The sequence below is a fragment of the Streptomyces sp. NPDC053426 genome (assembly GCF_055585405.1).
On the sequence record NZ_JBVJKE010000011.1, the window covers coordinates 28,979 to 52,900 of the forward strand.

Here is a 23,922-nt window from a genome sequence, read left to right on the forward strand (position 1 = left end):
TTCCGTTGAGTGGCCAGGGGATGAAGAAAGGGCGGCTGACCTGCGGTTCTCAGTCGTCCTGTGTGGTGACCCTCACACGGGCCGCTATGGGGAGGTGGTCGCTCGCCGTGGCCGGGAGGGTCCAGGAACTCTCCGGTTCGGCTCCCTTGACCAGGATCTGGTCGATCCGTGCCATCGGGAACGACGCCGGCCAGCTGAAGCCGAAGCCGCTGCCCACGGCGCCCTGGGTGGAGCGCATCTGGGAGGTGACGGCGTTCAGGGCGCGGTCGTTCATCGTGCCGTTCAGGTCACCGAGCAGCACGACGTTCGGCAGCGGTTCGTCGGCGATGGCCTCGCCCAGGGCGTCGGCGCTCTTGTCCCTCTGACGGGCCGTGAAACCGGCCTCCAGCTTCACGCGGACCGAGGGGAGGTGAGCGACGTAGACGGCGACCCGGCCGGCGGGGGCGGCCACCGTGGCCCGCATCGCGCGCTTCCAGCCGAGGCGGATGTCGACCGCCTTCACGTCACTCAGGGGGTACTTGCTCCACAGCCCGACGGTGCCGACCACCTCGTGGTACTCGTACGTCGACTCCAGCGCCCGCTCGTACGTCGGGACCTCCGACGCCTTCAGTTCCTCCAGGGCCAGCACGTCCGCGCCCGAGGCGGCCACGCCGCGGGCGGTGGCGGACGGGTCCGGGTTGTCGGCGTTGACGTTGTGCGTGGCCACCGTGAGGTCGCCGCCCGTGGCGGTCTTGTCGGTGAGCAGGCCGCCGAAGAGGTTCAGCCAGACGGCCGCCGGCAGGATCGTCGCGATCAGCGCCGTCGCCGACCTGCGGATCAGCCCGAGGACGAGCAGCAGGGGGATCAGCAGGCCCACCCAGGGGAGGAAGGTGTCCACCAGGCTGCCCAGGTTGCCGATCGCGTTCGGGATGTGGCCGTGGGCCAGCATGACCAGGGCCGTCAGGACCGAGCAGGCGGCCAGGACGAGGCCGCGGCGCCAGATGCGGCGGTCGCCGCGCCAGCCTCTGGTGAGGCGCTCGCGCAGGCGTCGGAGCCGGGTCGGCTGCGGCTCGGACCCCGAACCGCCGTTGTCCGTCTCCGTCATGTACGCCTGCCGCGCCATACCGTCGCCTCACAACCTGCCGTGCACACCGTCGCCCCCCGTGTCCGTACGACCCTAGGGGATGATCGGTTCCTTTCCTGCCGCCTCTCGACGGCCGTACGGGGGCGAGGACGTGCCGGGGCGCTCGGGGAGTTCCGGGCGGGGGCGGGGAAAGCGTCCTCTGTGACGAAACGCGCACATCGCGGCTAGTCGGTGACGGGGCGTAGACCCTGGAGGAGCGTGTCGACGACTTGTTCGGCGAGGTCGTCCGGGAGGTCGGCGTCGGGGCGCAGGACGGTGCGGACGAGGATGGGGCCCACGACGATGTCGTTGAGGATCTCCATGTCGACGTCGGCGCGCAGTTCGCCGTTCTCCCGGCCCCGGCGCAGCACCTCCAGGCCGAGCCGGCGGCGCGGCAGGATGACGGTGTCGTGGTAGGCGGCCCAGAGGTTGGGGCTGCTCTTCATCTGGGCGCGCACGTTGTGCAGGATCGCCGAGGTCCGCCCGGCCAGGCCGCGCAGGCGCAGGGACTCCAGCAGGACGACGAGGTCGTCGCGCATGGAGGTGCCGGGGAGTTCGGGGTCCGGGGGCTCGGCGGCGCGCAGGACGTCGACGAGGAGCTGCTCCTTGCCGCTCCAGCGACGGTAGATGGTGGCCTTGCCGACGCCGGCGGTGCGGGCGATGCGCTCGATGGAGAGCTCCGCGAGGGGCACGCCGTCCTCCAGGAGCTTCATCACTCCCTCGATGATGGCGCGTTCGACCGCCTCGCTGCGGGGGCGGCCCCGTGCGGGGCCGCCCTGCCGGGGGTCGGTGTCGGCCGGGGTCACGTCGTCGGGTCCTTACGTCGGAGGCGGGCTGGGACGATTCTCCCCGGTGGGCGGTGGCGGCGGTCCACCGCCCGGGGGTCACCGGTCCGCCGCCGGCATCAATTCCCGCTTCTCCTCGTCCCCTTCGGACGTCGGCGTACGGCCGGGCAGGAACACGGCGACGACGACCGCGCCCAGCACCGCGACGCCCGCTCCCCACAGCGCGGTGACGTGCATGGCGTGCAGGAACGCGTCGTCGGCCGCGCCGATCAGGGGCTCGCCGCGCGCGCCCAGCCGGTCCGCCACGGCCAGGGTGGCCTCGATGGACTCGCCGGCGGCGTGCCGGACGCCGGGCGGCAGCGGGCCGAGGTCGTCCTCGATGCCGTTGCGGTAGGCGGCGGACAGCACCGAGCCGAGGACGGCGATGCCGAGGGCGCCGCCGACCTGGCGGAAGACGTTGCTGAGGGCGGAGGCGGAGCCGGCCTTCTCGCGGGGCAGGGCCTGCATGATGACGACGCTGACCGGTGTCATGACGTGCGCCATGCCGGCGCCCATGAGGAAGAAGACGACCTCCAGGATCCAGATCGGCGTGTCCCCGTCCAGGGTGGCGAACGCGGCCAGCGTCGCGGCGAGCACCAGCAGTCCGGCGGTCGTGGTGACCTTGTTGCCGAAGCGGTCCACCATGAGGCGGGCCCGCGGCGCGAAGATCATCTGTGTGGCGGCCAGCGGCAGCATCAGCAGGCCCGTCTCCAGCGGCGAGTAGCCGCGCACGCTCTGGGTGTAGAACACCGCGAAGAACGTCACGCCCATCAGGGCGAAGAAGACCAGCGCGATCGCGACGACCGAGGCGGAGAACACCTTGTTCTTGAAGTAGGTGACGTCGATGGACGGGTGGTCGCTGCGCTTCTCGAACACCACGAACGCGGCGAGCACGGCGAGACCTGCGCCGATCGTCGACACCACCGTGACGTCGGTGAAGTCGGCGAGCTGGCCGCCCTTGATGATGCCGTAGACCAGCAGGACCAGTCCGGCCACGGACAGGACGACGCCGACGGGGTCGATCCGGCCCGGGTTCGGGTCGCGGGAGTCGGGGACCAGCCACAGCATCAGGGCGACGGCGAGGACGACGATGGGCACGTTGACGAGGAAGACCGAGCCCCACCAGAAGTGGTCCAGGAGGAATCCGCCGGTGATCGGGCCGATGGCGATGGCGAGGCCCACACCGCCCGCCCAGATGCCGATGGCCTTGGGCTGCTCGTCGCGTTCGAAGACGTTCATCAGGACGGCCAGGGTGGCCGGCATGACGAACGCGGCGCCCGACCCCATCACCGCGCGGAAGCCGATCAGCTCGGCCGGTGAGCCGGAGAACGCGGCGAGCGCCGAGCCGGCGCCGAACACGACGAGACCGCCGATCAGCACCTTCTTGCGGCCGAGCCGGTCGCCGAGGAGTCCCGCGCTGAAGAGCAGGCCGGCGAAGACGAGCGTGTAGGAGTTGATCGCCCACTCCAGCTCGCTCTGGGTGGCGCCCAGGCCGGTGGGGGCGGGGGTGGAGATCGTCTTGATGGCGACGTTCAGGATCGAGTTGTCGAGTACGACGATCAGCAGGCTCAGCATCAGCACGCCGAGGATCACCCAACGGCGCCGGTGCACGGCTTCCGGGACCCGGCGGCGGGCAGGGGCGGCAGGAGAAGTCATGCGACCCACAGTAGCCAATTACGATACGGAACCGTCTCGTATCGTAAACGTTTTGCCCAGAACTTGCCGGGACATTGCACGGCGGAACTCACAGGGGGACCTCTGGCCCTCGTCGGGGCGAGGTGCCACCATGGACGTGGTCCGGGGACGCCGTCAGGGCGCCTCGAGATGACGTGTTGGGAGACGGTTCAATGACGCAGCTTTCGGCTGCCCAGACCGGGACGACGTCCGGTTCCCCCTCCGACGGCAAGACGCTGTACGGGGGCAAGGGCACGCGCCGTATCACTGTCCGCGACATCGCCGCCGCCAAGGAGCGCGGCGAGAAGTGGCCCATGCTCACCGCGTACGACGCGATGACCGCGTCCGTGTTCGACGAGGCCGGCATCCCGGTCATGCTCGTCGGCGACTCGGCCGGCAACTGCCACCTCGGGTACGAGACCACCGTGCCCGTGACCCTCGACGAGATGACCATGCTGTCGGCGGCGGTCGTGCGCGGGACCTCGCGCGCGCTGATCGTGGGCGACCTGCCCTTCGGCTCCTATCAGGAGGGTCCGGTGCAGGCGCTGCGCTCGGCGACCCGGCTGGTGAAGGAGGCCGGTGTCGGCGCCGTGAAGCTGGAGGGCGGCGAGCGGTCGCACCGGCAGATCGAGCTGCTGGTGGAGTCCGGGATCCCGGTGATGGCCCATATCGGGCTGACGCCGCAGTCGGTGAACGCGATGGGGTACCGGGTGCAGGGGCGGGGCGAGGAGGCGGCGCAGCAGTTGCTGCGGGACGCGAAGGCCGTGCAGGACGCGGGGGCGTTCGCGGTGGTGCTGGAGCTGGTGCCGGCGGAGCTGGCGGCCGAGGTGACTCGGGTGCTGCACGTTCCGACCGTCGGGATCGGGGCCGGGCCGGACACGGACGCGCAGGTGTTGGTGTGGACCGACATGCTGGGGCTGACGGGTGGGCGTGTGCCCAAGTTCGTCAAGCAGTACGCCGATCTGCGTGAGGTCATGAGCGGGGCGGCGAAGGCGTTCGCCGAGGATGTGGTGGGCGGGACGTTCCCGACGGAGGCGCACTCCGTGCACTGAGCAGCTCTGCTGCCGCTGAGCCATTGCCGCACCACCTGTCGGCCCCGTCGATCTTCCCCCGTCGGCGGGGCCGACGCATGTCCGGGCTGGGCGGGGGTGTTCGCGCTGCCCGGCGCTTGCGGGGTGCCTCCCCCACCGCCCACCCGTGCCGCCCTGCGGCACGGCTGCCCGCGGGAGTGGTCGTGTCGGTGGGATGTCGGGGGTTTGTCGGTGGGGGTTGGGACAGTCCTTGGCATGACGCGAAACGACAAGGACCTGGGGGGCGCGGGGAGCGCCGTCACCGTGCGGGGGCTGGTCAAGCACTACGGGGGGACCAAGGCGCTGGACGGGGTCGACCTGGATGTGCGCGAGGGCACCGTGATGGGGGTGCTCGGGCCGAACGGGGCCGGGAAGACCACGCTCGTACGGATCCTGTCCACCCTTCTCACGCCGACCGCCGGGCACGCCACCGTCGCGGGGTACGACGTGGTGCGCCAGCCGAGGCAGCTGCGCCGGGTGATCGGGCTGACCGGGCAGTACGCCTCCGTGGACGAGAAGCTTCCGGGCTGGGAGAACCTGTATCTGATCGGGCGGCTGCTCGACCTGTCCCGCAAGGAGGCCCGCTCCCGCGCCGACGAGCTGCTGGAGCGGTTCTCGCTCACCGAGGCGGCCCGCCGGCCGGCGGCCACCTACTCGGGCGGTATGCGGCGGCGCCTCGACCTGGCCGCCTCGATGATCGGCCGGCCGGCCGTGCTGTACCTGGACGAGCCGACCACGGGACTGGACCCCCGTACCCGCAACGAGGTGTGGGACGAGGTCAAGCGGCTGGTCGGGGACGGGGTGACGGTGCTGCTGACCACCCAGTACATGGAGGAGGCCGAGCAGCTCGCCTCCGAGCTGACCGTCGTGGACCGGGGCAAGGTCATCGCGAGCGGCGGCATCGAGGAGCTGAAGGCCAAGGTCGGCGGCCGTACGCTGCGGGTCCGCCCGGCCGATCCGCTCCAGTTGCGCCCGCTGGCGGACGCCCTCGACACGCTGGGCATCACCGGGCTCGCCACGACCACCGTGGACACCGAGCGGGGTGCCGTGCTCGTCCCGGTGCTCAGTGACGAGCAGCTGACCGCCGTGGTCGGCGCGGTCACCGCGCGCGGCATCACCCTCAGCTCCATCACCACCGAACTGCCCAGCCTGGACGAGGTGTTCCTGTCCCTCACCGGCCACCGCGCCGGTGCCCCGCAGGACGCCGTACCCGCCGAGACCCACGAGGAGGTCGTCGCCGTATGAGTGCCACCACCGCCGTCGCCGCCACCACCGACCTCCGCGCGGACGCGCGGATCCCGTTGCGCGCCCATCTGCGGCACACCGGGGCGCTGGTGCGCCGCAATCTGCTGTGGATACGGCAGGACCCGGAGTCGATGTTCGACGCCGTGCTGTTCCCGATCGTCTTCACTCTGCTGTTCGTGTACGTCTTCGGCGGCTCCATCGGGCAGTCGCTGGGCGGCGGACAGGAGGCGTACGTGCAGTACATCGTGCCCGGCCTGATGGCCATGATGGGCATGAACATGGCCCAGGGGGTGGGCACCGGGTTCAACCAGGACTTCAACACCGGGGTCATGGACCGCTTCCGGTCGCTGCCGATCGGGCGCGGCTCGGTGCTGTTCGCGAAGATCTCGGTCGAGATGGTGCGGATGCTGATCGCCACCGCGATCCTGATGGTCGTCGGTGTGCTCGTCGGCTTCGACATCAACAACTGGCCGGGGCTGTTCGCCGCCGTGGGACTGTCCGCGGTGTTCGGCTCGGCGCTGATGTGGATCTTCCTCACGCTGGGTGTGGTGATGAAGAACGCGCAGTCGGTGCAGGCGATGGGCTTCCTGGTGCTGATGCCGCTGCAGTTCGGCTCGTCGATCTTCGCGCCGACCCAGTCGATGCCGGGCTGGCTGGAGTCCTTCACCCAGGTCAACCCGCTGTCCGCGCTGGCGGACGCCGCGCGCGGGCTGATGGTGGGCGGCCCGGTCGCCCACGACCTGTGGATGACGCTGGCCTGGTCGGTGGGGATCACGGCGGTGATGGCGCCGGTCGCGATCCACAAGTTCCGTACGAAGAGCTGATCACGCCGGTTCGAGCAGGGCGGCGGCCTCCTCCGGGGAGAGGCCGGCGCCCTCGGCGTACGCGGTGTCGTACGCCGTGTCGCCCAGTACCGCCCGGGTGCGCGCCTCGGCGCGTTCGCGCACCTCGCGTTCCACCTGCCCGGCATGGTGCTCGGGCGGCAGCCAGGAGTCGGCCGCGCCGAGGCAGCGGGCCGCGTCCCGGGCGCGCCGCCCGCCGTCGACTCCGGCGAGGGCGACGGCGCCCGTCGTGACGTACGCCGAGGGCATGTAGGGCGCCATGGCGACGGACAGCGGGTCGCCCGCCTTCCGGATCGCCTCGCGGATGATGACCAGGGCCTGCTCGTCGTTGCCGTCGGCCACCTCCAGCCAGCTCTCGGCTCCGAGGATGAACGCGTCGAAGACGACGTAGTGCGCGATGCGGAACTCCTCGCGCAGCGCCCGCAGATGCTCCCGGGCCTCCGCCGTGCGGCCGGTCATGCAGAGCCAGCCGGTCAGGAAGAGCCGGGCGGCGGGCAGGGCCTCGACGTGCCGGCCGCGCGTGTCGTCGATGACCTCGCGCAGCAGCCGCTCACCGCGTTCCGCCTCGCCCGCCTCCAGCAGCGCGCTGCCCAGCCGGGCGGTGAGGATGGCCGTGTGGGCACGGGCGCCGAGACGCTCGGCGTGCTCGATCGCCGCCTCGTAGTCCGCGGCGGCGTCCTCGTACGCGCCCGCTTGTTCACGGGCCTCGCCGCGTGCGGAGTGGGCCTCGGCGATGCCCCAGGTGTCGCCGAGCCTGCGGTGGATCTCCAGGGCCTCGTCGGCGTCGCGGCGGGCGTCGCCGGCCCAGTCGCTGCGGTTGGCCAGGAAGTTGGCGCGCAACTGGAGGTTGGAGGCCAGCTCCCATTCGAACCCGGGGTTCTCCCGGCAGGTGCGGATCGCCGCGTCGACCACCTCGCGCAGCCGCTCCATGTCGCCGGTCAGCATCACGGCGAAGACCCAGAGCAGGCCGGGCGGCCGGCAGACCTGCGGCAGGCCCGGCTCGTAGGTCGCGCCGACGAGGCGCAGCTTGTGCTGTGCCCGCGGGGTCTGCCAGTCGTCGAGTTCGGTGTCCATGTGGGCGAGATGGGCCAGGTGCACCCCGCGGCGGGCCTCGGCGAGGAGTTCGCCGGTCATCGGGGGCGGGGCGTCGGTGCAGCGCTGCCACAGCGGGGCGGCGGGCCGTACCGGTTCGGTGAACGGGTCGGGGGCGAGGGTCATGACCTCGGAGCACCAGTTGCGGGCCTCGATGCGCAGGTCGCGCATCTGCCAGTACCAGACGAGCGACAGGCAGATGCAGAGGGCCTCCTGCTCGTCGCGCAGGGCGAGGGCGTGGCGCAGGGCCGTGCGCACGTTCTCGTACTCCCGCTCCAGCAGTGCGATGGCGGCCACCTGGTTCGGGCCGCGCAGCATCGGCTCGGTGGTGCGGGCGACTTCACGGAAGTACGTCAGGTGCGCCCGCTCGGCCTCGGGGCGCCGGCCGGACTCGTCGAGGCGTTCGCCGGCGTACTCGGCGACGGTCTCCAGGAGCCGGTAGCGCATCTCGCCGTCGCCCGAGGGGGCGGCCACCACCAGGGACTTGTCGACGAGGGAGCCGAGCGCGTCGAGCGCGGCCGGTCCGCAGACGGCCTCGGCGGCGGCGAGGTCGCAGCCGCCCGCGAAGACCGACAGGCGGCCCAGCACGTCGCGTTCGTCCGCGTCGAGCAGGTCCCAGGACCAGTCGACGACGGCCCGCAGGGTCTGCTGTCTGGGGAGGACGGTGCGGCTGCCGGAGGTGAGCAGCCGGAAGCGGTCGTCGAGCCGGTCGGCGATCTGGCGCGGGGTGAGCATCCGCAGCCGGGCGGCGGCGAGTTCGATGGCCAGCGGCAGTCCGTCGAGGCGGCGGCAGATCTCCGCGCAGGCCGCCGCGGTGTCGTCGTCGGCGTCGGTGCGGAAGCCGGGGCGGGCGGCGGCCCCCCGGTCGGCGAGCAGGCGCAGCGCGACCGGCTCGGGCAGCGGTTCCACCGGCCGCAGCAACTCCCCGCGCACGCCGAGGGGTTCGCGGCTGGTGGCGAGGACGGTGAGTTCGGGGCAGCGTTCCAGCAGCGCCTCCACGAGGTGGGCGGCGGCCTCGACGACGTGCTCGCAGTTGTCCAGGATCAGCAGCATGCGGCGCGGGCCGCAGTGTTCGGCGAGGCGCTCCACCGGGTCGTCGTGCCGGTCGGTGACGGCCCGCATGCTCTCGGCGCCGGCGCCGTAGAGCACGGTCTCGCGGGCGCCGACGGCGGTGAGGACGGCCTCGGGGACGGCGTCGGGGTCGTCGACCGGGGCGAGTTCGGCGAGCCACACGCCGTCGGGGAGGGTCTGCCGTACGGTCTCGGCGGCCTCCTGCGACAGCCGGGTCTTGCCGGCCCCGCCCGGTCCGAGCAGGGTCACCAGGCGGGCGGCGGTGAGGTCGGCGCGGATGGTCTCGATGTCGGCCTCCCGGCCGACGAACGAGGTCAGCCGGGCCCGCAGGTTGCCGGGCGGCGCACCGGCCCGGCTTTTGGGCGCCGGCCCGGGTTCCAGCAACTCGGCGTGCAGTGCGCGCAGTTCGGCGCCGGGATCGGAGCCGAGGCGGTCCGCGAGCAGGCGTCGTACGTCCTCGTAGGCGGCCAGGGCCTCGGCGGTGCGGCCCGCGTCGCGCAGGGCGCGCAGCCGCAGCGCCTGGAGGGGTTCGTCGAGGGGGTGGCCCTCGCACAGCGCGGTCAGCTCGGGCAGGGACTGCTCGGCGTCGCCGAGGGCGAGGGCGGCGGTGTGCCGGGCGCGCAGCACGTCCAGGTGCCGGGTCGCCAGGCGGGCCGCCTCCGCGGTGCGGTCGGGCAGGCCGGTGAGGGCGGGGCCGCGCCACAGGGCGAGGGCGTCGTCGAGGACGGCGGCCGCTTTCGCCGGGTCGCCGTCGGCGAGGGCGCGCAGACCTTCGCCGGCCAGCCGCTCGAAACGGTGCAGGTCGATGTCGTCGGGCGCGGCGGTCAGCCGGTAGCCGCCGTCGACGGAGGCGATCTGGTCCGCGCCGAGCGTCCGGCGCAGCCGCCCTATCAGGGCCTGGAGCGCCCCGGTGGCGTCGGCCGGCGGATCGGCGTCCCCCCAGACCTCGTCGACCAGCAGGCCCACGGGCACGGTGCGCCCGGTCCGCAGGGCGAGCACGGTCAGCAGGGCACGCAGCCGCGCCCCGCCGACGGGGACGACGGTGCCGTCGGGGCGGAGTGCCTGGGTGGTGCCGAGGATGCGGTAGCGCACGGGGTCCATTGTCTCCGGTGGTGCCGGCGGGGGGCACGGGGCCCGGTCGGCGTGGTCGGTGTGGTCGTTCCCACCCTGCGCGGAACCGGCGGCCGGCGCGAGACGTTTTCACCGTGCGCCCGGTACCGTCGGGCGGTCCCCGTCCGCGCCCGACCGTCCGAGGAGCCCCATGACCACCGCCGCCACCCGTCACAGCGACCGGAGGATCAGCCCGGTCTTCCTGGGCATCCTGGCCGTGACGGCGGTCACCGGGTGGGCCACCTGGACCGGGTTCGCCGAGCAGCCCGGGGTCGCCGTGTTCCTGTTCGTGACGGCCGCCTGGATCGTCTCCCTGTGCCTGCACGAGTACGCGCACGCGCGCACGGCCCTGCACAGCGGCGACATATCGGTCGGCGCGAAGGGCTACCTCACGCTGAACCCGGTGAAGTACACGCACGCCCTGCTGAGCATCGTGCTCCCGGTCGTCTTCGTCATCATGGGCGGGATCGGTCTGCCGGGCGGTGCCGTGTTCATCGAGCGCGGCCGGATCCGGGGGCGGTGGCGGCACAGCCTGATCTCGGCGGCGGGCCCGCTGACGAACGTGCTGTTCGCGATCGTGTGCACGGCGCCGTTCTGGCTGGGCGCGCTGGACGGCGTACCGGCCGACTTCCGCTTCGCGCTGGCGTTCCTGGCGCTGCTCCAGGTGACGGCTGCGATCCTGAACTTCCTGCCGGTTCCGGGCCTGGACGGCTACGGCGTGATCGAGCCCTGGCTGTCGTACGACGTCCGGCGGCAGGTGGAGCCGTTCGCCCCGTTCGGTCTGCTGTTCGTGTTCGCGCTGCTGTGGGTGCCGTCGGTGAACGGCGCGTTCTTCGACGTGATCGACTCGCTGCTGGGGACGCTGGGCATCGACGAGCTCGACACGTACTGCGGCTACGACCTGTTCCGCTTCTGGCGGGAGACGAGCGGGTACTGCTCGGTCAGCCCGTGACCGGCCCGCCGTCCCGCGACGCCGCCCGCCCGCGCCGCGCGTAGTACCAGGTCATGTTGGACGACAGGCCCGCGAGCAGCACCCAGACGATGCCGATGAACACGCTGCCCCGCACGAAGGAGACGACGGCCGCGGCGACGGCGAGGAGGCAGACGGCGAGGGCGTAGAGGGCGAGGCGGGGCATGGCTGGGGGCTCCTGTCGGGGGACACTGCTACGGCGCTGCTGGGGCACTGCTACGGCGTCCAGTGTCCCCCATCGCCTCATACGTCCGTGACGCGGAGCCCGGCGTGTGCCTTGTAGCGGCGGTTGACGGAGATCAGGTTGGCGACCAGCGACTCCACCTGGTGGGCGTTGCGCAGCCGCCCGGCGAAGACGCCCCGCATGCCCGGAATGCGCCCGGCGAGCGCCTGCACGATCTCGACGTCGGCCCGGACCTCGCCGAGCACCATCACATCGGTGTCGATCTCGTCGATCTCCGGGTCCTGGAGCAGTACGGCGGACAGGTGGTGGAAGGCGGCGGTGACCCGGGAGTCCGGCAGCAGCGCGGCGGCCTGCTGGGCGGCGCTGCCCTCCTCCGGCTTCAGCGCGTAGGCGCCCTGCTTGTCGAAGCCGAGCGGGTTGACGCAGTCCACGACGAGCTTGCCGGCCAGCTCCTCGCGCAGGGAGTCGAGCGTCTTGCCGTGGCCGTCCCACGGCACGGCGACGATCACGATGTCGCTGCGCCGGGCGGTCTCGGCGTTGTCGGCGCCCTCGACGCCGTGTCCGAGCTCCTCGGCGGCGTCCCGGGCGCGCTCGGCGGCGCGGGAGCCGATGATCACCTTCTGGCCGGCCTTGGCGAGGCGGTAGGCCAGGCCCTTGCCCTGCGGTCCGGTGCCGCCGAGCACGCCGACGACGAGCCCGGAGACGTCGGGCAGGTCCCAGGGGTCCTTGGCGGGGGTCTTCGCGGGCCGCTGCGTGCTGTCACTGTCACTGGAGGTCATGGCCCGACTCTACGTCCGTGACGGTGCCGCGCCCGGTGTACGTGAGCCCTGTCACGCGGTCCGGGGCCGTGTCCCCGGTTCGGGCGAATCCGGGCCGAACACCGGGACGCGGGCGCGCGGTTGGGACAGGATGCGGCCGTATGGATGCGGTACGGGTCGCGCTGCTGCGGGAAGTGCTCGCCGGGACGGAGTGGCTGGGCGCCACCCGCCACTTCGCGGGGACGCTGCGCGGGTCGGTGGTCTCGCACGGCGGCGGGCTGCTGCTCGTGGGCACACCGGCGTACGAGCCGTGGCACCTGGCGGCGCACCTGGCGGACGAGGCCGCCTGGTCGGGCACCCCCGAGCTGGCCCCCACGCTCGTACGGCACGACGCGCGCCCCTCGAACCCCGCGCATCTGTCGGTGGGCCTGGGGCGCCTGGAGGCGGCGCGGCGGGGTGAGACGCTGCTGGTGGTGGCGCCCGGGGAGACGGCCGGAGAGGCGCTCGGGGAAGCGGCCGGGGAAGCGGCCGGAAAGGTGGCCGCCCCGCTCCTGGAGCGGGTGTGTGACGCCCGCCGGGCCGGGGCGACGGTGCTGTCGCTGGGCCCCGGCGAGGGGGAGCTCCCGGCGATGGCCCACGAGGTCCTGCCCGTCCCCGACGGCTCCGAGCTGGACCTGGACACCGTGCAGCACCTGGTCAGCGCGGCGGCGGGCGAGAACGCGCTGCCGGCCCGCCGGGGCCCCCGCCGCTTCCGGGACCGCCTGTCACGGCTGGCCGACCTGCTGACGGCCCCGCCGCCGACGCGCTGGTAGCGCGGCTCGCGCCGGTGCGGTCAGTCGTCGCCCCGCTCGCCCGCGGGGGCGTCGCGCCACCTGGAGTCGTTCTCCCACTGGAGGTTGCGCTCGCGGGCCGTCTCCATGGCGTGCTCGGCCTCGGTGCGGCTGGCGTACGGGCCGAAGCGGTCCTTGCCGGGGCAGTCGGGCCCCTCCTCGACCTTCTTGTGCTCCAGGCAGTAGTACCACTCGCCCGGCTTTCCGACCGTCCGCTTCTTGAACAGGGGCATGACCGGCTCTCCTCTCGCCCTCATCGCCATCTCACCAGGAAGATGGTCCCCCGTCGCCGCTGAATTAGACTCGCCGGCATGTCTGGCCAGTCGCTGCTCGTCCCTGGGGAGCTGTCCCCCACCCGCTCCGTGCCCGGGAACATCCGTCGTCCCGAATACGTCGGCAAGCCCGCCCCGACGCCGTACACCGGTCCGGAGGTGCAGACGCCCGAGACGGTCGAGGCGATGCGCACCGCCGGCCGGATCGCCGCGCGGGCGATGGCGGAGGCCGCGAAGCTGATCGCGCCCGGCGTGACGACGGACGAACTGGACCGGGTGGCGCACGAGTACATGTGCGACCACGGCGCCTACCCCTCCACGCTCGGCTACCGCGGCTTCCCCAAGTCGCTGTGCACGTCGGTCAACGAGGTGATCTGCCACGGCATCCCGGACTCGACGGTGCTGCGCGACGGCGACATCGTCAATCTGGACGTGACGGCGTACATCGGCGGGGTGCACGGCGACAACAACGCGACGTACCTGGTCGGGGAGGTGGACGAGGAGAGCCGCCTGCTGGTGGAGCGCACCCGCGAGTCCCTCGCCCGCGCGATCAAGGCGGTCAAGCCGGGCCGGCAGATCAACATCATCGGCCGGGTGATCGAGTCGTACGCGAAGCGGTTCGGCTACGGCGTGGTCCGCGACTTCACCGGCCACGGCATCAACTCGTCCTTCCACTCGGGCCTGATCGTCCCGCACTACGACAGTCCGCACGCGACGACGGTGATCCAGCCGGGGATGACCTTCACCATCGAGCCGATGCTGACGCTGGGGACCCACGAGTACGACATGTGGGACGACGGCTGGACGGTCGTGACGAAGGACCGCAAGCGCACGGCGCAGTTCGAGCACACGCTGGTGGTGACGGACACGGGCGCGGACATCCTGACGCTGCCGTAGCGGTTCCCCGTTCTCCCGGCCCGCCCTCCTCCCGGAGGGCGGGCTTTCGCGTGCCGTGGCAGGGTGGGAGTTGCCGACAAGCCGTCGGCAAGCCATTGACTTAGGTAAGCCTAACCATAGAAGATCTGGACCCATGGACTCCTTCTCGGCCCTCATCCGCACCGCCTCCCACGAGCAGCACATGGAGGCGGAGACGTCGACGTTCATGAGCGATCTGCTCGGCGGCCGACTGGGCGTGGACGCGTACGCGCGCTACACCGAGCAGCTGTGGTTCGTGTACGAGGCCCTGGAGTCCGAAGCGCGACGGCTGACCCCGGACCCGGTGGCGGGCCCGTTCGTCCGGCCGGAACTGTTCCGCCTGCCCTCCCTGGAACGCGACCTGGCCCACCTGCGCGGCCCCGACTGGCGCTCCACCCTGACCGCCCTCCCCGCCACCCGCGCCTACGCGGCCCGAGTCACCGAGTGCGCCCGCACCTGGCCGTCCGGCTACGTCGCCCACCACTACACCCGCTACCTCGGCGACCTCTCCGGCGGCCAGATCATCCGCGACAAGGCGGAGAAGACGTGGGGCTTCGCGAGGAAGGGCGACGGCGTCCGCTTCTACGTCTTCGAGGAGATCCCCAACCCGGCGGCCTTCAAGCGGGGTTACCGCGAACTGCTGGACGCGGTCCCGGTCGACGACCTGGGGAAGCGGCGCATCGTGGCGGAGTGCAAGCGGGCGTTCGCGCTGAACACGGACGTGTTCCGGGCGCTGGGCGAGGAGTTCCCGTTGTCGGCGTGACTCCCGGAGCTTCCGCGACCTCACCCGGGACGCCCGGAGTGCGTTCATCGCACGGCCGGGCCGATGTCCAGGTCGGACATGTCGAGTACGAAGCGGTAGCGGACGTCGTTGCGGCCGAGACGGTCGAGGGCCTCGTCCACCCGTGCCGAGGCGAGCAGTTCGATGTCGGCGGTGATGGCGTGCTCGGCGCAGAAGTCCAGCATGGCCGCGGTCGCGGGCCTGCCGCCGCTGCCCGCGGAGCTGAGCTTCTTGCGGCCCACGAGCAGGTCCATGGTCTCCACGGTGACGGGTCCGAGGTACCCGACGAGGCTGAGCGTGCCGTCCATGGCGACCAGTCGCAGGTAGGGGCCGAGGTCGTGCGGGACGGAGATGGTGTCGATGACGACGTCGAACCGGTCACGGGCGTCGGCCAGTTGTTGCGGGTCCGTGGAGACGACCAGGCCCCGGGCGCCGAGACGGCGGGCGTCGTCGGCCTTGTCGGGTGAGCGGCTGATGACCGAGGTGTCGGCCCCCAGCGCCACGGCGAACTTGACCGCGAGATGCCCGAGGCCGCCCAGGCCCGCCACGGCGACGCGGGTCCCCGGGCCCACGCCCAGGGAGTGGAGCGGTTCCCAGACCGTGACCCCGGCGCAGAGCAGAGGCGCGGCGGCGGCAGGATCCAGGCCGGCGGGAAGCGCGTAGGCGAACCCTTCGCGGACGACGTACTCGCGGGAGTAGCCGCCCAGGGTGGTCGATCCGTCGTGGCGGTCGGCACCGCCGTAGGTCAGGGTCGGGAAGGCGTGGCAGAAGTTCTCCTGACCGGCCCGGCACATGGGGCACTCGCCGCACGAGTCGACGATGTTGCCGACCGCCACGGCGTCGCCGACGGAGAAACGGGTGACCGCGGGTCCGGTCCCGGTCACCACGCCCGTGAACTCGTGTCCCGGCACCAGAGGACGGCCCGCGGCACCGTCGTGGCCGCGGACGGCGTGCAGATCGGTGTGGCAGACGCCGCAGTAGTCGACCCGGACCGCGAGATCGTCGGGACGCAGGTCGCGCCGCTCCAGCGATGTGCGCCGCAGTGGCACCGTCGGGCCCTCCACCTGCCAGCCGGTCGTCGTCCGCACAGTACGCCTCCTTCAAACAGACTGTTCCGTCTATTTCAAAGTAGGCACATCCGCCGCCCGAAGGCAAACCAACAGTTCTGTTTGGTAGCGTGCCTGACATGCCCGACCAACCCCTGACCCCGCGCGGAGCGGCGACGTATCAGCGCATCCTCGACGTGGCGACCCGGGAGTTCGCCGAGTACGGGATCGCCGGGGCGCGCATCGAGCGGATCGTGGCCGCCGCACGCACGAACAAGGCGCAGCTCTACGCCTACTTCGGTAACAAGGAAGGGCTCTTCGACGCCATCTTCCTCGGCTCCCTGGACCGGATCGTGGACGTCGCCCCGATCGACGCGACCGACCTCGCGGACTGGGCCGTACGCCTCTACGACGAGTATCTGCGCCGCCCCGACCTCATCCGGCTGGCCACCTGGGCACGTCTGGAGCGCCGCCCGGCCGGCCATCTGGTGGAGAACCACGACCGCCACCACGACGCCAAGCTGCGCGCCATCGCCGACGCGCAGGCCGCGGGCCTGGTGCGGCAGGGAGACCCGTTCGACGTGATGGCCGTGGTCATCGCCATGTCCATGGCCTGGTCACCGGTCAGCAACGTCTACGCGGCGACCGCCGAGGAGCCCTCCGAGCTGCACGAGCGGCGTCGCGCCCTGCTCCGCGAGAGCGTGCGCCGCGCCATGACGGCCGACTGATCCGGTCCTGGCCGTCAGCGTTCCAGGTAGACGCGGCCGCCGATCTCCGTCCAGCCCTCCGGCTGGGGCGCGGTGAGGATCTGGGAGCCCGTGCCCTGGGTGATGTTCAGGGCCCGGCCCAGGCGGTCGGTGAGGAGGAGGGCCGCGGCGCCCGTCGCCTCGTCCTCGTCGATGCCGTCGTCGCGGCCGGGGAAGGCGCGGGCCCGGACGCGGCCGGCCGGCTCGTCCAGCCAGGCCCAGGCGTAGATCCACTCCCCCTTCGGCGGCACGGGCAGGTCGTCGACCTCGGCGGCGCTCGTGTACTGGCGCAGGGTGCGCGGCGGCACCCACTCCGCCCGCGCCTCGATCCAGCAGAACTCCCCGTCCTGCCGGGCGCCCATCACCCCGGCGGGGACGACCAGCTCGGGTACGTCCAGCAGCCAGGCCGCGCCGACGCAGGGGTGGCCGGCGAAGGGCAGGCGCAGGGTGGGGGTGTAGATGTCGATCACCCCGCGCTCGGGGTCGTCGACGAACACGGTCTCGCTGAAACCGAGCTTCTCGGCGAACGCCTGCCGGTCCTCCCGCCCGGGCATCACCGAACCGTCGCGCACGACACCCAGTTCATTGCCGTACCCGCCGCGAGGTCCGCAGAAGACGCGCAGCACGTCGTAGTCAGTCACGGAGGCATTCAAGCACCGCGCGAGCGGCGGAGTCGTCCCAGGCCGTGGGGCCGGTCGTCGACGTGACGCCGTAGCCAGGCCGCCTCCGCGGGTCTGAGGTTCGGGTCGGTCAGCTTGGCTTCGGCCGCGTCCCGCAGGCGTGGCCGGGGGTCGGTCCGGCAGCCCTTGCGGATGCTGTGGACGAGCAGGCTCCGTCCGAAGCGGACGGTCAGTCCGGGGACATCCGCGCTGCCGACGGTCACCACGGTCATCGCCACGTCCGCGGCGGGGTCGCCGGCGCCCGCGTTGCTCCAGTCGATGACCACAGGGCCACGCCCGGTCAGCAGCACGTTGCCCGGATGCAGGTCCAGGTGCAGCACCCGGTCGTCGCCCGCCGTCGCGAACCGCCGGGGCAGCCACTGCGGCGCCGGCAACGCGTGCAGCCGGTCGTGGAGGCGGCCCAGGGTCCGGCCGAGGGAGCCGACCCGCCATGGACTCCGGGCCAGCGCGTCCAGCATCGTCGGACCGGTCACCCGTTCCAGAACCATGTCGGTATCGGTGACCTCGTACACCTTCGGCACGGGATATCCGCAGCCCGCCAGATGGGCCATCAACCGCGCTTCCCGCTCCGTCGGCCCACCCCGCCGATAACGCCGCAGCACCCTGGACTCGTCCAGGGCGTACACGTCGGCGTCCCGCCCCCGTGCGATCAGCTCCATGTCCGGCAGTCTGGCAGAGGCGCGTGGGCCGTGGGCGGGGGTGCCCCTGCTCGGCAGGGGCACCCCCGCTCTTCCTCACCCGGTCCGCTCGATCGTCGTACGGCGCCTGCGCAGGGCGAGGACGACCCCCGCGCCCGCCGCCACCGCGGCCCCGGCCGCCGTGCCGAGGGCGGCCGCCGGGACGTCCGAACCGGTGTCGGCGAGGCTGCCGGTCAGGGTGGTGCCGCCCGTGGTGGAGCCGGTGCCGCCGGTCGTGGAGCCGGTGGGGTCCGTCGTGGCGGGGTCGGTGCCGCCGCCGGTGGAGCCCGTGCCGTTGTCGTCGGGCAGGTTCGCGCCGGTGGTCAGGGCGACCGAGAGGTCGACCGGGTCGAGGGTGGTCCCGGCCGTGTAGAAGCCGCCGAAGGCCTTCGCGCCGGCCTCGGTGAGGGTCGCGGTCACGTCGTCGACCGTGATGACGTCGTCCTTCGCGGTGAGGGCGGGTGACTTCGCCTTCAGGGTGGCCAGGGCGACGTCCTGCGATCCCTTGCCGAGGCTGGTGACGTCGGCGGAGAGCGTGCCGGTGCCGTCGTCGAGCGTGGCCTTGAGGTCGGTCAGGGTGAGGTCGAGGCCGTAGGTGCCGTTCGCCTCGTGGCCCTTGAAGTCGACCGCGCCCCTGAAGGCGGCCTTCAGGGTGCCGGCGTCCGTGTCGTACGTGCCGGTCGCGCCGGTGAAGGTGAAGGCGCCGTTGCCGGCGGCCTGCGTCGCACCGGCCGACACCGTGACCTCGCCCTTCGCCATCGGGCCGACCACGTAGGTACGGAAGGACTGCTTCACGCCCCAGCCGAGCGTGCCGTCGGCTATCGGGCCCTTGGTGGTGGACACGGACGGGGACGGGGCCTTCGTCGTCGGTGAGGTGGTGGGGGACTCCGTGGGCTTCGGTGACGGAGACGTGGGTGGCGTCGTCGTCGGGGTCGGGGACGGGGACGGCTTCGTCTTCTGCACGACCGTCAGCGGGTCGCCCGCCGCTCCTTCGTAACCCGCGCTGCCGAAGACCTCCGCGGCCTCCTTGGTCAGCGTGGTCGCCATGTCCTTCATCTCGCGGGTGACCGTGACCGTGGCGAGGGGGACGTCGTCCTTCGTCGCTCCGTTCGCCGTCACGTCCGCCGTGACCTCCGCGGCGGCGCTGTCGAACTTCACGTCGGCCAGCACGAGTTCGAAGTGGTGGGCTTCGGATTTGATGCCCAGGGTGCCCTTGAAGGCCAGGTTCACCGTGTGCGCGGTCGAGTCGTAGCCGCCCGTGCCTTCCGTGAAGGTGAACGCGCCGTCGCCCTCCGCCTGGGTGGCACCGTCGCCGGGCGTGAAGGTGCCCTGCGCCATGCCGGTGACGTAGGAGCGGTACGACTGCTTGATGCCCCAGGTCAACTCGTAGCCGGTGAGGGGGACTTCCGCCGCCGACGCGGCGGGGGCGGCGAAGGCGGCCGCCGCCGTCGCCACGGCGGCGGCCAGGACGAGGGAACTGCGTCGTCTGACGGGCATGGTCGGCTTCTCCTCAAGGATCAGTTCGGTTCGGGGTGGTGTCCGCCCGGCGCGCGCGGCGCCGGCGGACGGTGAACGCGGCCGCGGCGGCGAGTGCCGACAGGGAGCCGGCCGCGAGGGCGAGGGGGAGGACGGGAGCCCCCGTTCCGTCGCCGGTGTCCGCCTTCGCGGCGGCCTTCGCCACCGGCTCGGGGGACGCCCCGGACGAGGACGGGGACGGGGACGGGGACGGGGTGCTGCCGAGGTCCGGCAGTGCGGGGAGTTCGGCGTCCTCGGTGAGGGCCACGGCCAGGGTCACCGGGTCCATCCCGGTGCCCTCGGGGTACATCCCGGCGAACGCCTCCGCGCCCTCCGCCGTGAGTTTCGCGGGCGCCTCCACCACCGCCACCAGGCCGTTCTTCGGCTTCAGGTCCTTCGCCGTGAAGGTGACCAGCGGGACCTCCTCGCCGCTGTGGCCGGGCGACCTCACATCGGCGTACAGCGTGCCCTCGTCGTCCTCCACCGTGACGCGGACGCCGCTCAGGTTCAGGTCGAGGCCGTGGGCGCCGGTGAAGCGGACCGCGCCCTTGAAGGAGGCGGTCAGGTCGCCGCTCCTGTACGTCCCCTTCCCGCCCGGGAAGCGGAACAGCGCGCCCCCGTCGAGGGCTCCGGAGGACAGGGCCCACTCCCCCTTCGCGATGTCCCCGGTGACGTACTCCCGGAACGTGCGGCGCACGCCCCAGTCGACGGCGGCGTCCACGAGTTCGCCGTCCGACGTCGCCTCGGGCTTCGGGGCCTTCGTCGGTGTCGGCTTCGGCGTGCTCGACGGCCGCTCGCGCTTCTCCGCCCGCAGCACGTCCGCCGAGAGGCTGACCGGGTCGAGTGCCGTCCCGGCCGTGTAGTAACCGGCGAACGACCGCGCGCCCCGCGTGGTGAGCGTCGCGGGCAGGTCGTTCAGGACGACGGACGTGCCGCCGCCGCGCATGTCGATCCCGCCCAGGGAGAGGGAGGCGAAGGGCACTTGGCGGGACGTCGTGACCGTCCCGGTGTCCTTCGCCTTGCTGGTGACGTCCACGTACAGCGTGCCCGTGGAGCCCGCGATGCTCACCGTGGGGCGGCTGAGGGTGAGGTCGAGCTGGTACGTCCCGGCCTCGGTGCGGTGGCCGGTGAAGCGCACCCCGCCGGAGAAGGCGGCGCGGAAGGTGCCCGTGTCGCCGTCGTACGTCCCCGTCGCCGAGTGGAAGCGGAAGCCGCTGCCGCCGACGGTCGCGGCGCCGCCCGTGAGGGAGTGGCTCCCCTTCGCCACGGGGCCGGTGACATAGCGCTGGAAGGACGACTTGATGCCCCAGTCGAGCCGGCCGCCCTGGACGGTGCGTGCCTCGGCGTGTGCCGTGGCGGCCGGGAGGAGTGCTCCCAGGACGGCCGCGCAGACCACGGCCACCAGGGCATGCGGACGGGTGGGCATGGCGGGTCCTCCGGAGACGACAGCCGGTAGCGAACGAAGGTAAGGCTAACCTAAGCTGCATCTCGGGCAACATCCACCGCATCGACATCCGCCACGGACGGAAGGAACGGACGGGACCGTGCGACGCTTGCGCACTCGACTGGCGGGAGCACTGCTGTCCGTGCTCGCCCTCACCCTCACCACGACCGCGTGCGGAGGCGGTCCGCAGACGGACACGCCGTCCGCGAGGACGGGCACGTCCGCGCGGCCCGACCGCGTGGAACCCCTCACCGACCCGCCGGAACCCGCGCTCCCGGTCACCGTCCGCTCCGCCGACGGCGAGCGGCTCACGGTCGAGCGGGCCGACCGGCTCGTCCCGCTCTCCGGCAGCCTCAGCGAGATCGTGTTCACCCTCGGCCTCGGCGACCGCGTCGTCGCCCGCGACGTCACCGCCACCTTCGCGCAGGCCGCCGGCCTCCCCGTCGTCACCCGGGGCCACGACGTCTCCGCCGAGAGCGTGCTGTCGCTGCGGCCCGATCTGGTGCTCGCCGAGGCCACCACCGGCCCGGCGGAGGCCATGGACCAGATCCGCGCCGCCGGGATACCGGTGCTGGTCGTCGAAGCGGCCACCGGACTCGACGACGTGGGCCCGCGCATCGGGGCCGTCGCCGACGCGCTCGGCGTACCGGCCGCCGGCGGGGAACTGACCCGCCGTTCCGAGCAGCGGATCGCCGCCGTGCGCGAGGGGGTTCCGGAGGACGGCGACCGGCCGCGCGTCGCCTTCCTCTATCTGCGCGGCTCCGCCTCCGTCTACCTCATCGGCGGCAAGGGCTCCGGAGCCACCTCGCTGATCGAGGCGGCCGGCGCGGTCGACGCCGGGGCCGAGTCCGGACTGGAGAAGGACTTCACCGCCATCACCGGCGAGGCCCTGGTGAAGGCGGCGCCCGACGCCATCCTCGTGATGTCGAAGGGACTGGAGTCGGTGGGCGGCGTGGACGGGCTGGTGGAGATCCCCGGCGTCGCGCAGACCCCGGCCGGGACGGACCGGCGGATCGTCTCCGTGGAGGACGGGATGCTGCTGAACTACGGGCCGCGCACGGACCGGGTGCTGGAGTCGGTCGTCACACAGCTGTACGGCGGAAGTGGCGGTGACGCGTGACCGTCCTGGAGAAGACCGTGCGGGAGCCGGCGCCCCCTGTCACCGGGCGACGGCACACCGTCGCCCGGCTGTTGACCGCCGGACTCGTCGCCGGACTCCTCGTCCTCGTCCCCGTGGCCGCCGGCACCGGCGCCTACCCCGTGCCCGTCGGCGACGTGCTCGCCTCCGTGCAGCACCGGCTCGGGCTCGGCGGCACCGGACTGGACCGGGTCGCCGAGTCGGTGCTGTGGAACGTGCGGTTCCCGCGGATCGTGCTCGCGCTGCTCGTCGGGGCCTCGCTGGGGTGCGCGGGCGCGCTGATGCAGGGCGTGTTCGGCAATCCGCTCGCCGAACCGGGCGTCATCGGGGTCTCCTCCGGCGCGGCGGTGGGCGCGGTGGCGGCCATCGCGCTCGGGCTGGACTTCGCCGGGAACTGGACGGTTTCGGTGCTCGCGTTCGCCGCCGGGCTCGCCACCGTCCTGCTGGTGTACGCGATGTCCCGCTCGGGCGGCCGTACGGAAGTGGTGACGCTGATCCTCACCGGCATCGCGGTGAACGCCTTCGCGGGCGCCCTCATCGGACTGTTCCTGTTCGTCGCGGACACCGCCGCCGTCAACCAGATCGCCTTCTGGCAGCTCGGCTCCCTCTCCCAGGCCACCTGGCCGAAGGTGCTCGCCGTCCTGCCGTGCGCGGCGCTCGGACTGACCGTCGCGCCCCTGTACGCCCGCCGGCTCGACCTGCTGGCGCTCGGCGAACGTCCGGCCCGGCACCTGGGCGTGGACGTGGAGCGGCTGCGGATCGTGCTGGTGCTGGTCATCGCGCTGCTGACGGCGGCGGCCGTCAGCGTGTCGGGGATCATCGGGTTCGTCGGGCTGGTCGTGCCGCACCTGCTGCGGATGGCGGCCGGTCCCGGGCACCGGTTCCTGCTCCCGGGCAGCACCCTGCTGGGCGCGCTGGTGCTGCTCGCCGCCGATCTGACCGCCCGTACCGTCGCCGAACCCGCCGAACTCCCCCTCGGTGTCCTCACGGCGCTGCTCGGCAGCCCGTTCTTCTTCTGGCTGCTGCGCCGCACCCGGCGCAGGCAGGGAGGCTGGGCATGAACCGTCCCCCGGGCACGAACCGCCCTCTGGGCTCGATCCGCCTGCGCGGCCGTCCCGTCCCGCCGGCCGCTCCCGAGCCCGGTGAGGTGCTCGCCGAGGCCGAGGGGCTGTCCGTCCGGCTCGGCGCCCGCGAGGTCCTCGCGGACGTCGGCGTCCGGGTCCGCGCCGGGGAGGTGCTGGCCCTCGTCGGCCCCAACGGGGCCGGGAAGTCGACCCTGTTGAGCGCCCTCGCCGCCGATCTCCCGCCGGCCGCCGGAAGCATACGGATCCACGGACGTCCGGCGTCGGACTGGTCCGCGCCCGAACTCGCGCTGCGCCGGGCCGTGCTGCCGCAGTCCGCGTCCCTCTCCTTCCCGTTCACGGTCGAGGAGGTGGTCCGGATGGGCCGGGCCCCCTGGACCGCCGCCGCCCGGCCCGACGAGGACGAGGCGGCCGTGGCCGGCGCGATGGCCGCCACCGAGGTGACCGGCTTCGCCGCCCGCCCCTTCTCCGCGCTGAGCGGCGGGGAGCGGGCCCGGGTCGCGCTCGCCCGGGTGCTGGCCCAGCACGCTCCCCTCCTCCTGCTCGACGAACCGACCGCCGCGCTCGACCTCCGGCACCAGGAGCTGGTGCTGCGGCTGTGCCGGGCGCGGGCGCGGGCCGGTGACGCGGTCGTCGTCGTCCTGCACGACCTGGGGCTCGCGGCGGCCTACGCGCACCGGGTGGCGGTCCTGCGGGCCGGCCGGGTCGCGGCCGACGGGCCGCCCGCGGAGGTCTTCACGGAGCAGCTGCTGTCGGAGGTGTACGAGCAGCCCGTCGAGGTGTTCCCGCATCCGCGGACGGGGGCGGTGCTGGTGCTCCCCCGCCGGCCGTCCGGCCCGGCCCGGCACTGACGG

Annotated in this window: 23 protein-coding genes; 11 read left to right on the plus strand and 12 right to left on the minus strand. The window is 72.8% G+C overall.

Translation table 11 applies throughout. The features are described from left to right. Positions 1-49 precede the first annotated feature (49 nt). The 3 genes from ACZ62B_RS22400 to ACZ62B_RS22410 form a co-directional block, all read right to left on the minus strand. The gene (locus tag ACZ62B_RS22400) at positions 50-1,102 is read right to left on the minus strand and encodes an endonuclease/exonuclease/phosphatase family protein (protein WP_344565016.1); all 1,053 of its coding nucleotides are present in this window, start codon (positions 1,100-1,102) and stop codon (positions 50-52) included. Between the two features lie 185 nt (positions 1,103-1,287). Beyond that, positions 1,288-1,908 carry a TetR/AcrR family transcriptional regulator gene (locus ACZ62B_RS22405; protein WP_344565014.1) on the minus strand — a complete coding sequence of 207 codons (621 nt, stop codon included), beginning with the start codon at positions 1,906-1,908 and terminating at the stop codon, positions 1,288-1,290. A 78-nt stretch (positions 1,909-1,986) separates the two neighbouring features. Further along, on the minus strand, positions 1,987-3,582 hold the full coding sequence (locus ACZ62B_RS22410) for an MFS transporter (protein ID WP_344565012.1): 1,596 nt from the start codon (positions 3,580-3,582) through the stop codon (positions 1,987-1,989). Positions 3,583-3,773: 191 nt separating this feature from the next. Here ACZ62B_RS22410 and panB point away from each other — a divergent pair, with 191 nt between their 5' ends. The 3 genes from panB to ACZ62B_RS22425 all read left to right on the plus strand — a co-directional run bounded on the left by panB (position 3,774) and on the right by ACZ62B_RS22425 (position 6,739). Then, entirely contained in the window at positions 3,774-4,652 is an 879-nt protein-coding gene (panB, locus tag ACZ62B_RS22415) for a 3-methyl-2-oxobutanoate hydroxymethyltransferase (protein ID WP_344565010.1), read from the plus strand. A gap of 234 nt (positions 4,653-4,886) precedes the next feature. Beyond that, on the plus strand, positions 4,887-5,915 hold the full coding sequence (locus ACZ62B_RS22420; protein WP_468724241.1) for an ATP-binding cassette domain-containing protein: 1,029 nt from the start codon (positions 4,887-4,889) through the stop codon (positions 5,913-5,915). After that, the gene (locus tag ACZ62B_RS22425) at positions 5,912-6,739 is read left to right on the plus strand and encodes an ABC transporter permease (protein WP_468724243.1); all 828 of its coding nucleotides are present in this window, start codon (positions 5,912-5,914) and stop codon (positions 6,737-6,739) included. The genes ACZ62B_RS22420 and ACZ62B_RS22425 overlap by 4 nt, the downstream gene beginning before the upstream one ends. Here ACZ62B_RS22425 and ACZ62B_RS22430 read toward each other — a convergent pair whose 3' ends face one another. Beyond that, positions 6,740-10,021: an AfsR/SARP family transcriptional regulator gene (locus ACZ62B_RS22430; RefSeq protein WP_469691828.1), complete on the minus strand. Its 3,282-nt coding sequence runs from the start codon at positions 10,019-10,021 to the stop codon at positions 6,740-6,742. It lies immediately after the preceding gene. A 160-nt stretch (positions 10,022-10,181) separates the two neighbouring features. Here ACZ62B_RS22430 and ACZ62B_RS22435 point away from each other — a divergent pair, with 160 nt between their 5' ends. Next, positions 10,182-10,982: a site-2 protease family protein gene (locus ACZ62B_RS22435; RefSeq protein ID WP_344565002.1), complete on the plus strand. Its 801-nt coding sequence runs from the start codon at positions 10,182-10,184 to the stop codon at positions 10,980-10,982. On the opposite strand, the gene ACZ62B_RS22440 is transcribed toward ACZ62B_RS22435, so the two are convergent. Continuing rightward, positions 10,972-11,166, minus strand: coding sequence for a hypothetical protein (locus ACZ62B_RS22440; RefSeq protein WP_344565000.1), 195 nt, complete (start codon positions 11,164-11,166; stop codon positions 10,972-10,974). The genes ACZ62B_RS22435 and ACZ62B_RS22440 overlap by 11 nt on opposite strands. Positions 11,167-11,243: 77 nt before the next feature. Continuing rightward, positions 11,244-11,963 carry an NADPH-dependent F420 reductase gene (npdG, locus tag ACZ62B_RS22445; protein ID WP_344564998.1) on the minus strand — a complete coding sequence of 240 codons (720 nt, stop codon included), beginning with the start codon at positions 11,961-11,963 and terminating at the stop codon, positions 11,244-11,246. Positions 11,964-12,103: 140 nt separating this feature from the next. Between npdG and ACZ62B_RS22450 the strand changes: the two genes are divergently transcribed. Beyond that, the gene (locus ACZ62B_RS22450) at positions 12,104-12,754 is read left to right on the plus strand and encodes a hypothetical protein (RefSeq protein WP_469691830.1); all 651 of its coding nucleotides are present in this window, start codon (positions 12,104-12,106) and stop codon (positions 12,752-12,754) included. A gap of 20 nt (positions 12,755-12,774) precedes the next feature. Here ACZ62B_RS22450 and ACZ62B_RS22455 read toward each other — a convergent pair whose 3' ends face one another. Next, a complete protein-coding gene (locus ACZ62B_RS22455; protein ID WP_344564994.1) occupies positions 12,775-13,005 on the minus strand; it encodes a hypothetical protein in 231 nt (76 codons plus the stop codon). 78 nt (positions 13,006-13,083) lie between these two features. Between ACZ62B_RS22455 and map the strand changes: the two genes are divergently transcribed. Then, positions 13,084-13,941 carry a type I methionyl aminopeptidase gene (gene map, locus ACZ62B_RS22460; protein ID WP_344564992.1) on the plus strand — a complete coding sequence of 286 codons (858 nt, stop codon included), beginning with the start codon at positions 13,084-13,086 and terminating at the stop codon, positions 13,939-13,941. 133 nt (positions 13,942-14,074) lie between these two features. Further along, positions 14,075-14,722 carry a biliverdin-producing heme oxygenase gene (locus ACZ62B_RS22465; RefSeq protein ID WP_344564990.1) on the plus strand — a complete coding sequence of 216 codons (648 nt, stop codon included), beginning with the start codon at positions 14,075-14,077 and terminating at the stop codon, positions 14,720-14,722. 44 nt (positions 14,723-14,766) lie between these two features. On the opposite strand, the gene ACZ62B_RS22470 is transcribed toward ACZ62B_RS22465, so the two are convergent. Then, on the minus strand, positions 14,767-15,828 hold the full coding sequence (locus ACZ62B_RS22470) for an NAD(P)-dependent alcohol dehydrogenase (protein WP_344564988.1): 1,062 nt from the start codon (positions 15,826-15,828) through the stop codon (positions 14,767-14,769). Positions 15,829-15,926: 98 nt separating this feature from the next. On the opposite strand from ACZ62B_RS22470, the gene ACZ62B_RS22475 reads away from it, so the two are divergent. Continuing rightward, positions 15,927-16,514 carry a TetR/AcrR family transcriptional regulator gene (locus ACZ62B_RS22475; protein WP_468724253.1) on the plus strand — a complete coding sequence of 196 codons (588 nt, stop codon included), beginning with the start codon at positions 15,927-15,929 and terminating at the stop codon, positions 16,512-16,514. A gap of 14 nt (positions 16,515-16,528) precedes the next feature. On the opposite strand, the gene ACZ62B_RS22480 is transcribed toward ACZ62B_RS22475, so the two are convergent. The 4 genes from ACZ62B_RS22480 to ACZ62B_RS22495 form a co-directional block, all read right to left on the minus strand. Next, positions 16,529-17,173, minus strand: coding sequence for a PhzF family phenazine biosynthesis protein (locus tag ACZ62B_RS22480; RefSeq protein ID WP_468890429.1), 645 nt, complete (start codon positions 17,171-17,173; stop codon positions 16,529-16,531). An 8-nt stretch (positions 17,174-17,181) separates the two neighbouring features. After that, complete coding sequence (locus ACZ62B_RS22485) at positions 17,182-17,871, minus strand: phosphotransferase (RefSeq protein ID WP_468890427.1); 690 nt, start codon at positions 17,869-17,871, stop codon at positions 17,182-17,184. A 75-nt stretch (positions 17,872-17,946) separates the two neighbouring features. Then, positions 17,947-19,386 carry an HtaA domain-containing protein gene (locus ACZ62B_RS22490; RefSeq protein WP_469691834.1) on the minus strand — a complete coding sequence of 480 codons (1,440 nt, stop codon included), beginning with the start codon at positions 19,384-19,386 and terminating at the stop codon, positions 17,947-17,949. A gap of 13 nt (positions 19,387-19,399) precedes the next feature. Next, positions 19,400-20,830, minus strand: coding sequence for an HtaA domain-containing protein (locus ACZ62B_RS22495; protein ID WP_469691836.1), 1,431 nt, complete (start codon positions 20,828-20,830; stop codon positions 19,400-19,402). A 127-nt stretch (positions 20,831-20,957) separates the two neighbouring features. Between ACZ62B_RS22495 and ACZ62B_RS22500 the strand changes: the two genes are divergently transcribed. Genes ACZ62B_RS22500 through ACZ62B_RS22510 form a run of 3 tightly spaced genes read left to right on the plus strand, consistent with a single transcriptional unit; the run spans position 20,958 to position 23,919 of the window. Continuing rightward, positions 20,958-21,968 carry a heme/hemin ABC transporter substrate-binding protein gene (locus tag ACZ62B_RS22500; protein WP_469691838.1) on the plus strand — a complete coding sequence of 337 codons (1,011 nt, stop codon included), beginning with the start codon at positions 20,958-20,960 and terminating at the stop codon, positions 21,966-21,968. Next, positions 21,965-23,047 (plus strand): FecCD family ABC transporter permease, encoded by a 1,083-nt coding sequence (locus tag ACZ62B_RS22505; RefSeq protein WP_469691840.1) that lies wholly within the window; start codon positions 21,965-21,967, stop codon positions 23,045-23,047. Before ACZ62B_RS22500 ends, ACZ62B_RS22505 begins: the two co-directional genes overlap by 4 nt. Next, a complete protein-coding gene (locus ACZ62B_RS22510) occupies positions 23,044-23,919 on the plus strand; it encodes a heme ABC transporter ATP-binding protein (protein WP_469691842.1) in 876 nt (291 codons plus the stop codon). The genes ACZ62B_RS22505 and ACZ62B_RS22510 overlap by 4 nt, the downstream gene beginning before the upstream one ends. Positions 23,920-23,922 lie beyond the last annotated feature (3 nt).

Bases quoted from the DNA above. Each gene is read 5' to 3' on its own strand.
- ACZ62B_RS22400 (WP_344565016.1), bottom strand. From the start codon at position 1,102: ATGGCGCGGCAGGCGTACATGACGGAGACGGACAACGGCGGTTCGGGG.
- ACZ62B_RS22410 (WP_344565012.1), bottom strand. From the start codon at position 3,582: ATGACTTCTCCTGCCGCCCCTGCCCGCCGCCGGGTCCCGGAAGCCGTG.
- panB (WP_344565010.1), top strand. From the start codon at position 3,774: ATGACGCAGCTTTCGGCTGCCCAGACCGGGACGACGTCCGGTTCCCCC.
- ACZ62B_RS22420 (WP_468724241.1), top strand. From the start codon at position 4,887: ATGACGCGAAACGACAAGGACCTGGGGGGCGCGGGGAGCGCCGTCACC.
- ACZ62B_RS22425 (WP_468724243.1), top strand. From the start codon at position 5,912: ATGAGTGCCACCACCGCCGTCGCCGCCACCACCGACCTCCGCGCGGAC.
- ACZ62B_RS22430 (WP_469691828.1), bottom strand. From the start codon at position 10,021: ATGGACCCCGTGCGCTACCGCATCCTCGGCACCACCCAGGCACTCCGC.
- ACZ62B_RS22435 (WP_344565002.1), top strand. From the start codon at position 10,182: ATGACCACCGCCGCCACCCGTCACAGCGACCGGAGGATCAGCCCGGTC.
- ACZ62B_RS22440 (WP_344565000.1), bottom strand. From the start codon at position 11,166: ATGCCCCGCCTCGCCCTCTACGCCCTCGCCGTCTGCCTCCTCGCCGTC.
- npdG (WP_344564998.1), bottom strand. From the start codon at position 11,963: ATGACCTCCAGTGACAGTGACAGCACGCAGCGGCCCGCGAAGACCCCC.
- ACZ62B_RS22450 (WP_469691830.1), top strand. From the start codon at position 12,104: ATGGATGCGGTACGGGTCGCGCTGCTGCGGGAAGTGCTCGCCGGGACG.
- ACZ62B_RS22455 (WP_344564994.1), bottom strand. From the start codon at position 13,005: ATGCCCCTGTTCAAGAAGCGGACGGTCGGAAAGCCGGGCGAGTGGTAC.
- map (WP_344564992.1), top strand. From the start codon at position 13,084: ATGTCTGGCCAGTCGCTGCTCGTCCCTGGGGAGCTGTCCCCCACCCGC.
- ACZ62B_RS22465 (WP_344564990.1), top strand. From the start codon at position 14,075: ATGGACTCCTTCTCGGCCCTCATCCGCACCGCCTCCCACGAGCAGCAC.
- ACZ62B_RS22475 (WP_468724253.1), top strand. From the start codon at position 15,927: ATGCCCGACCAACCCCTGACCCCGCGCGGAGCGGCGACGTATCAGCGC.
- ACZ62B_RS22485 (WP_468890427.1), bottom strand. From the start codon at position 17,871: ATGGAGCTGATCGCACGGGGGCGGGACGCCGACGTGTACGCCCTGGAC.
- ACZ62B_RS22490 (WP_469691834.1), bottom strand. From the start codon at position 19,386: ATGCCCGTCAGACGACGCAGTTCCCTCGTCCTGGCCGCCGCCGTGGCG.
- ACZ62B_RS22495 (WP_469691836.1), bottom strand. From the start codon at position 20,830: ATGCCCACCCGTCCGCATGCCCTGGTGGCCGTGGTCTGCGCGGCCGTC.
- ACZ62B_RS22510 (WP_469691842.1), top strand. From the start codon at position 23,044: ATGAACCGTCCCCCGGGCACGAACCGCCCTCTGGGCTCGATCCGCCTG.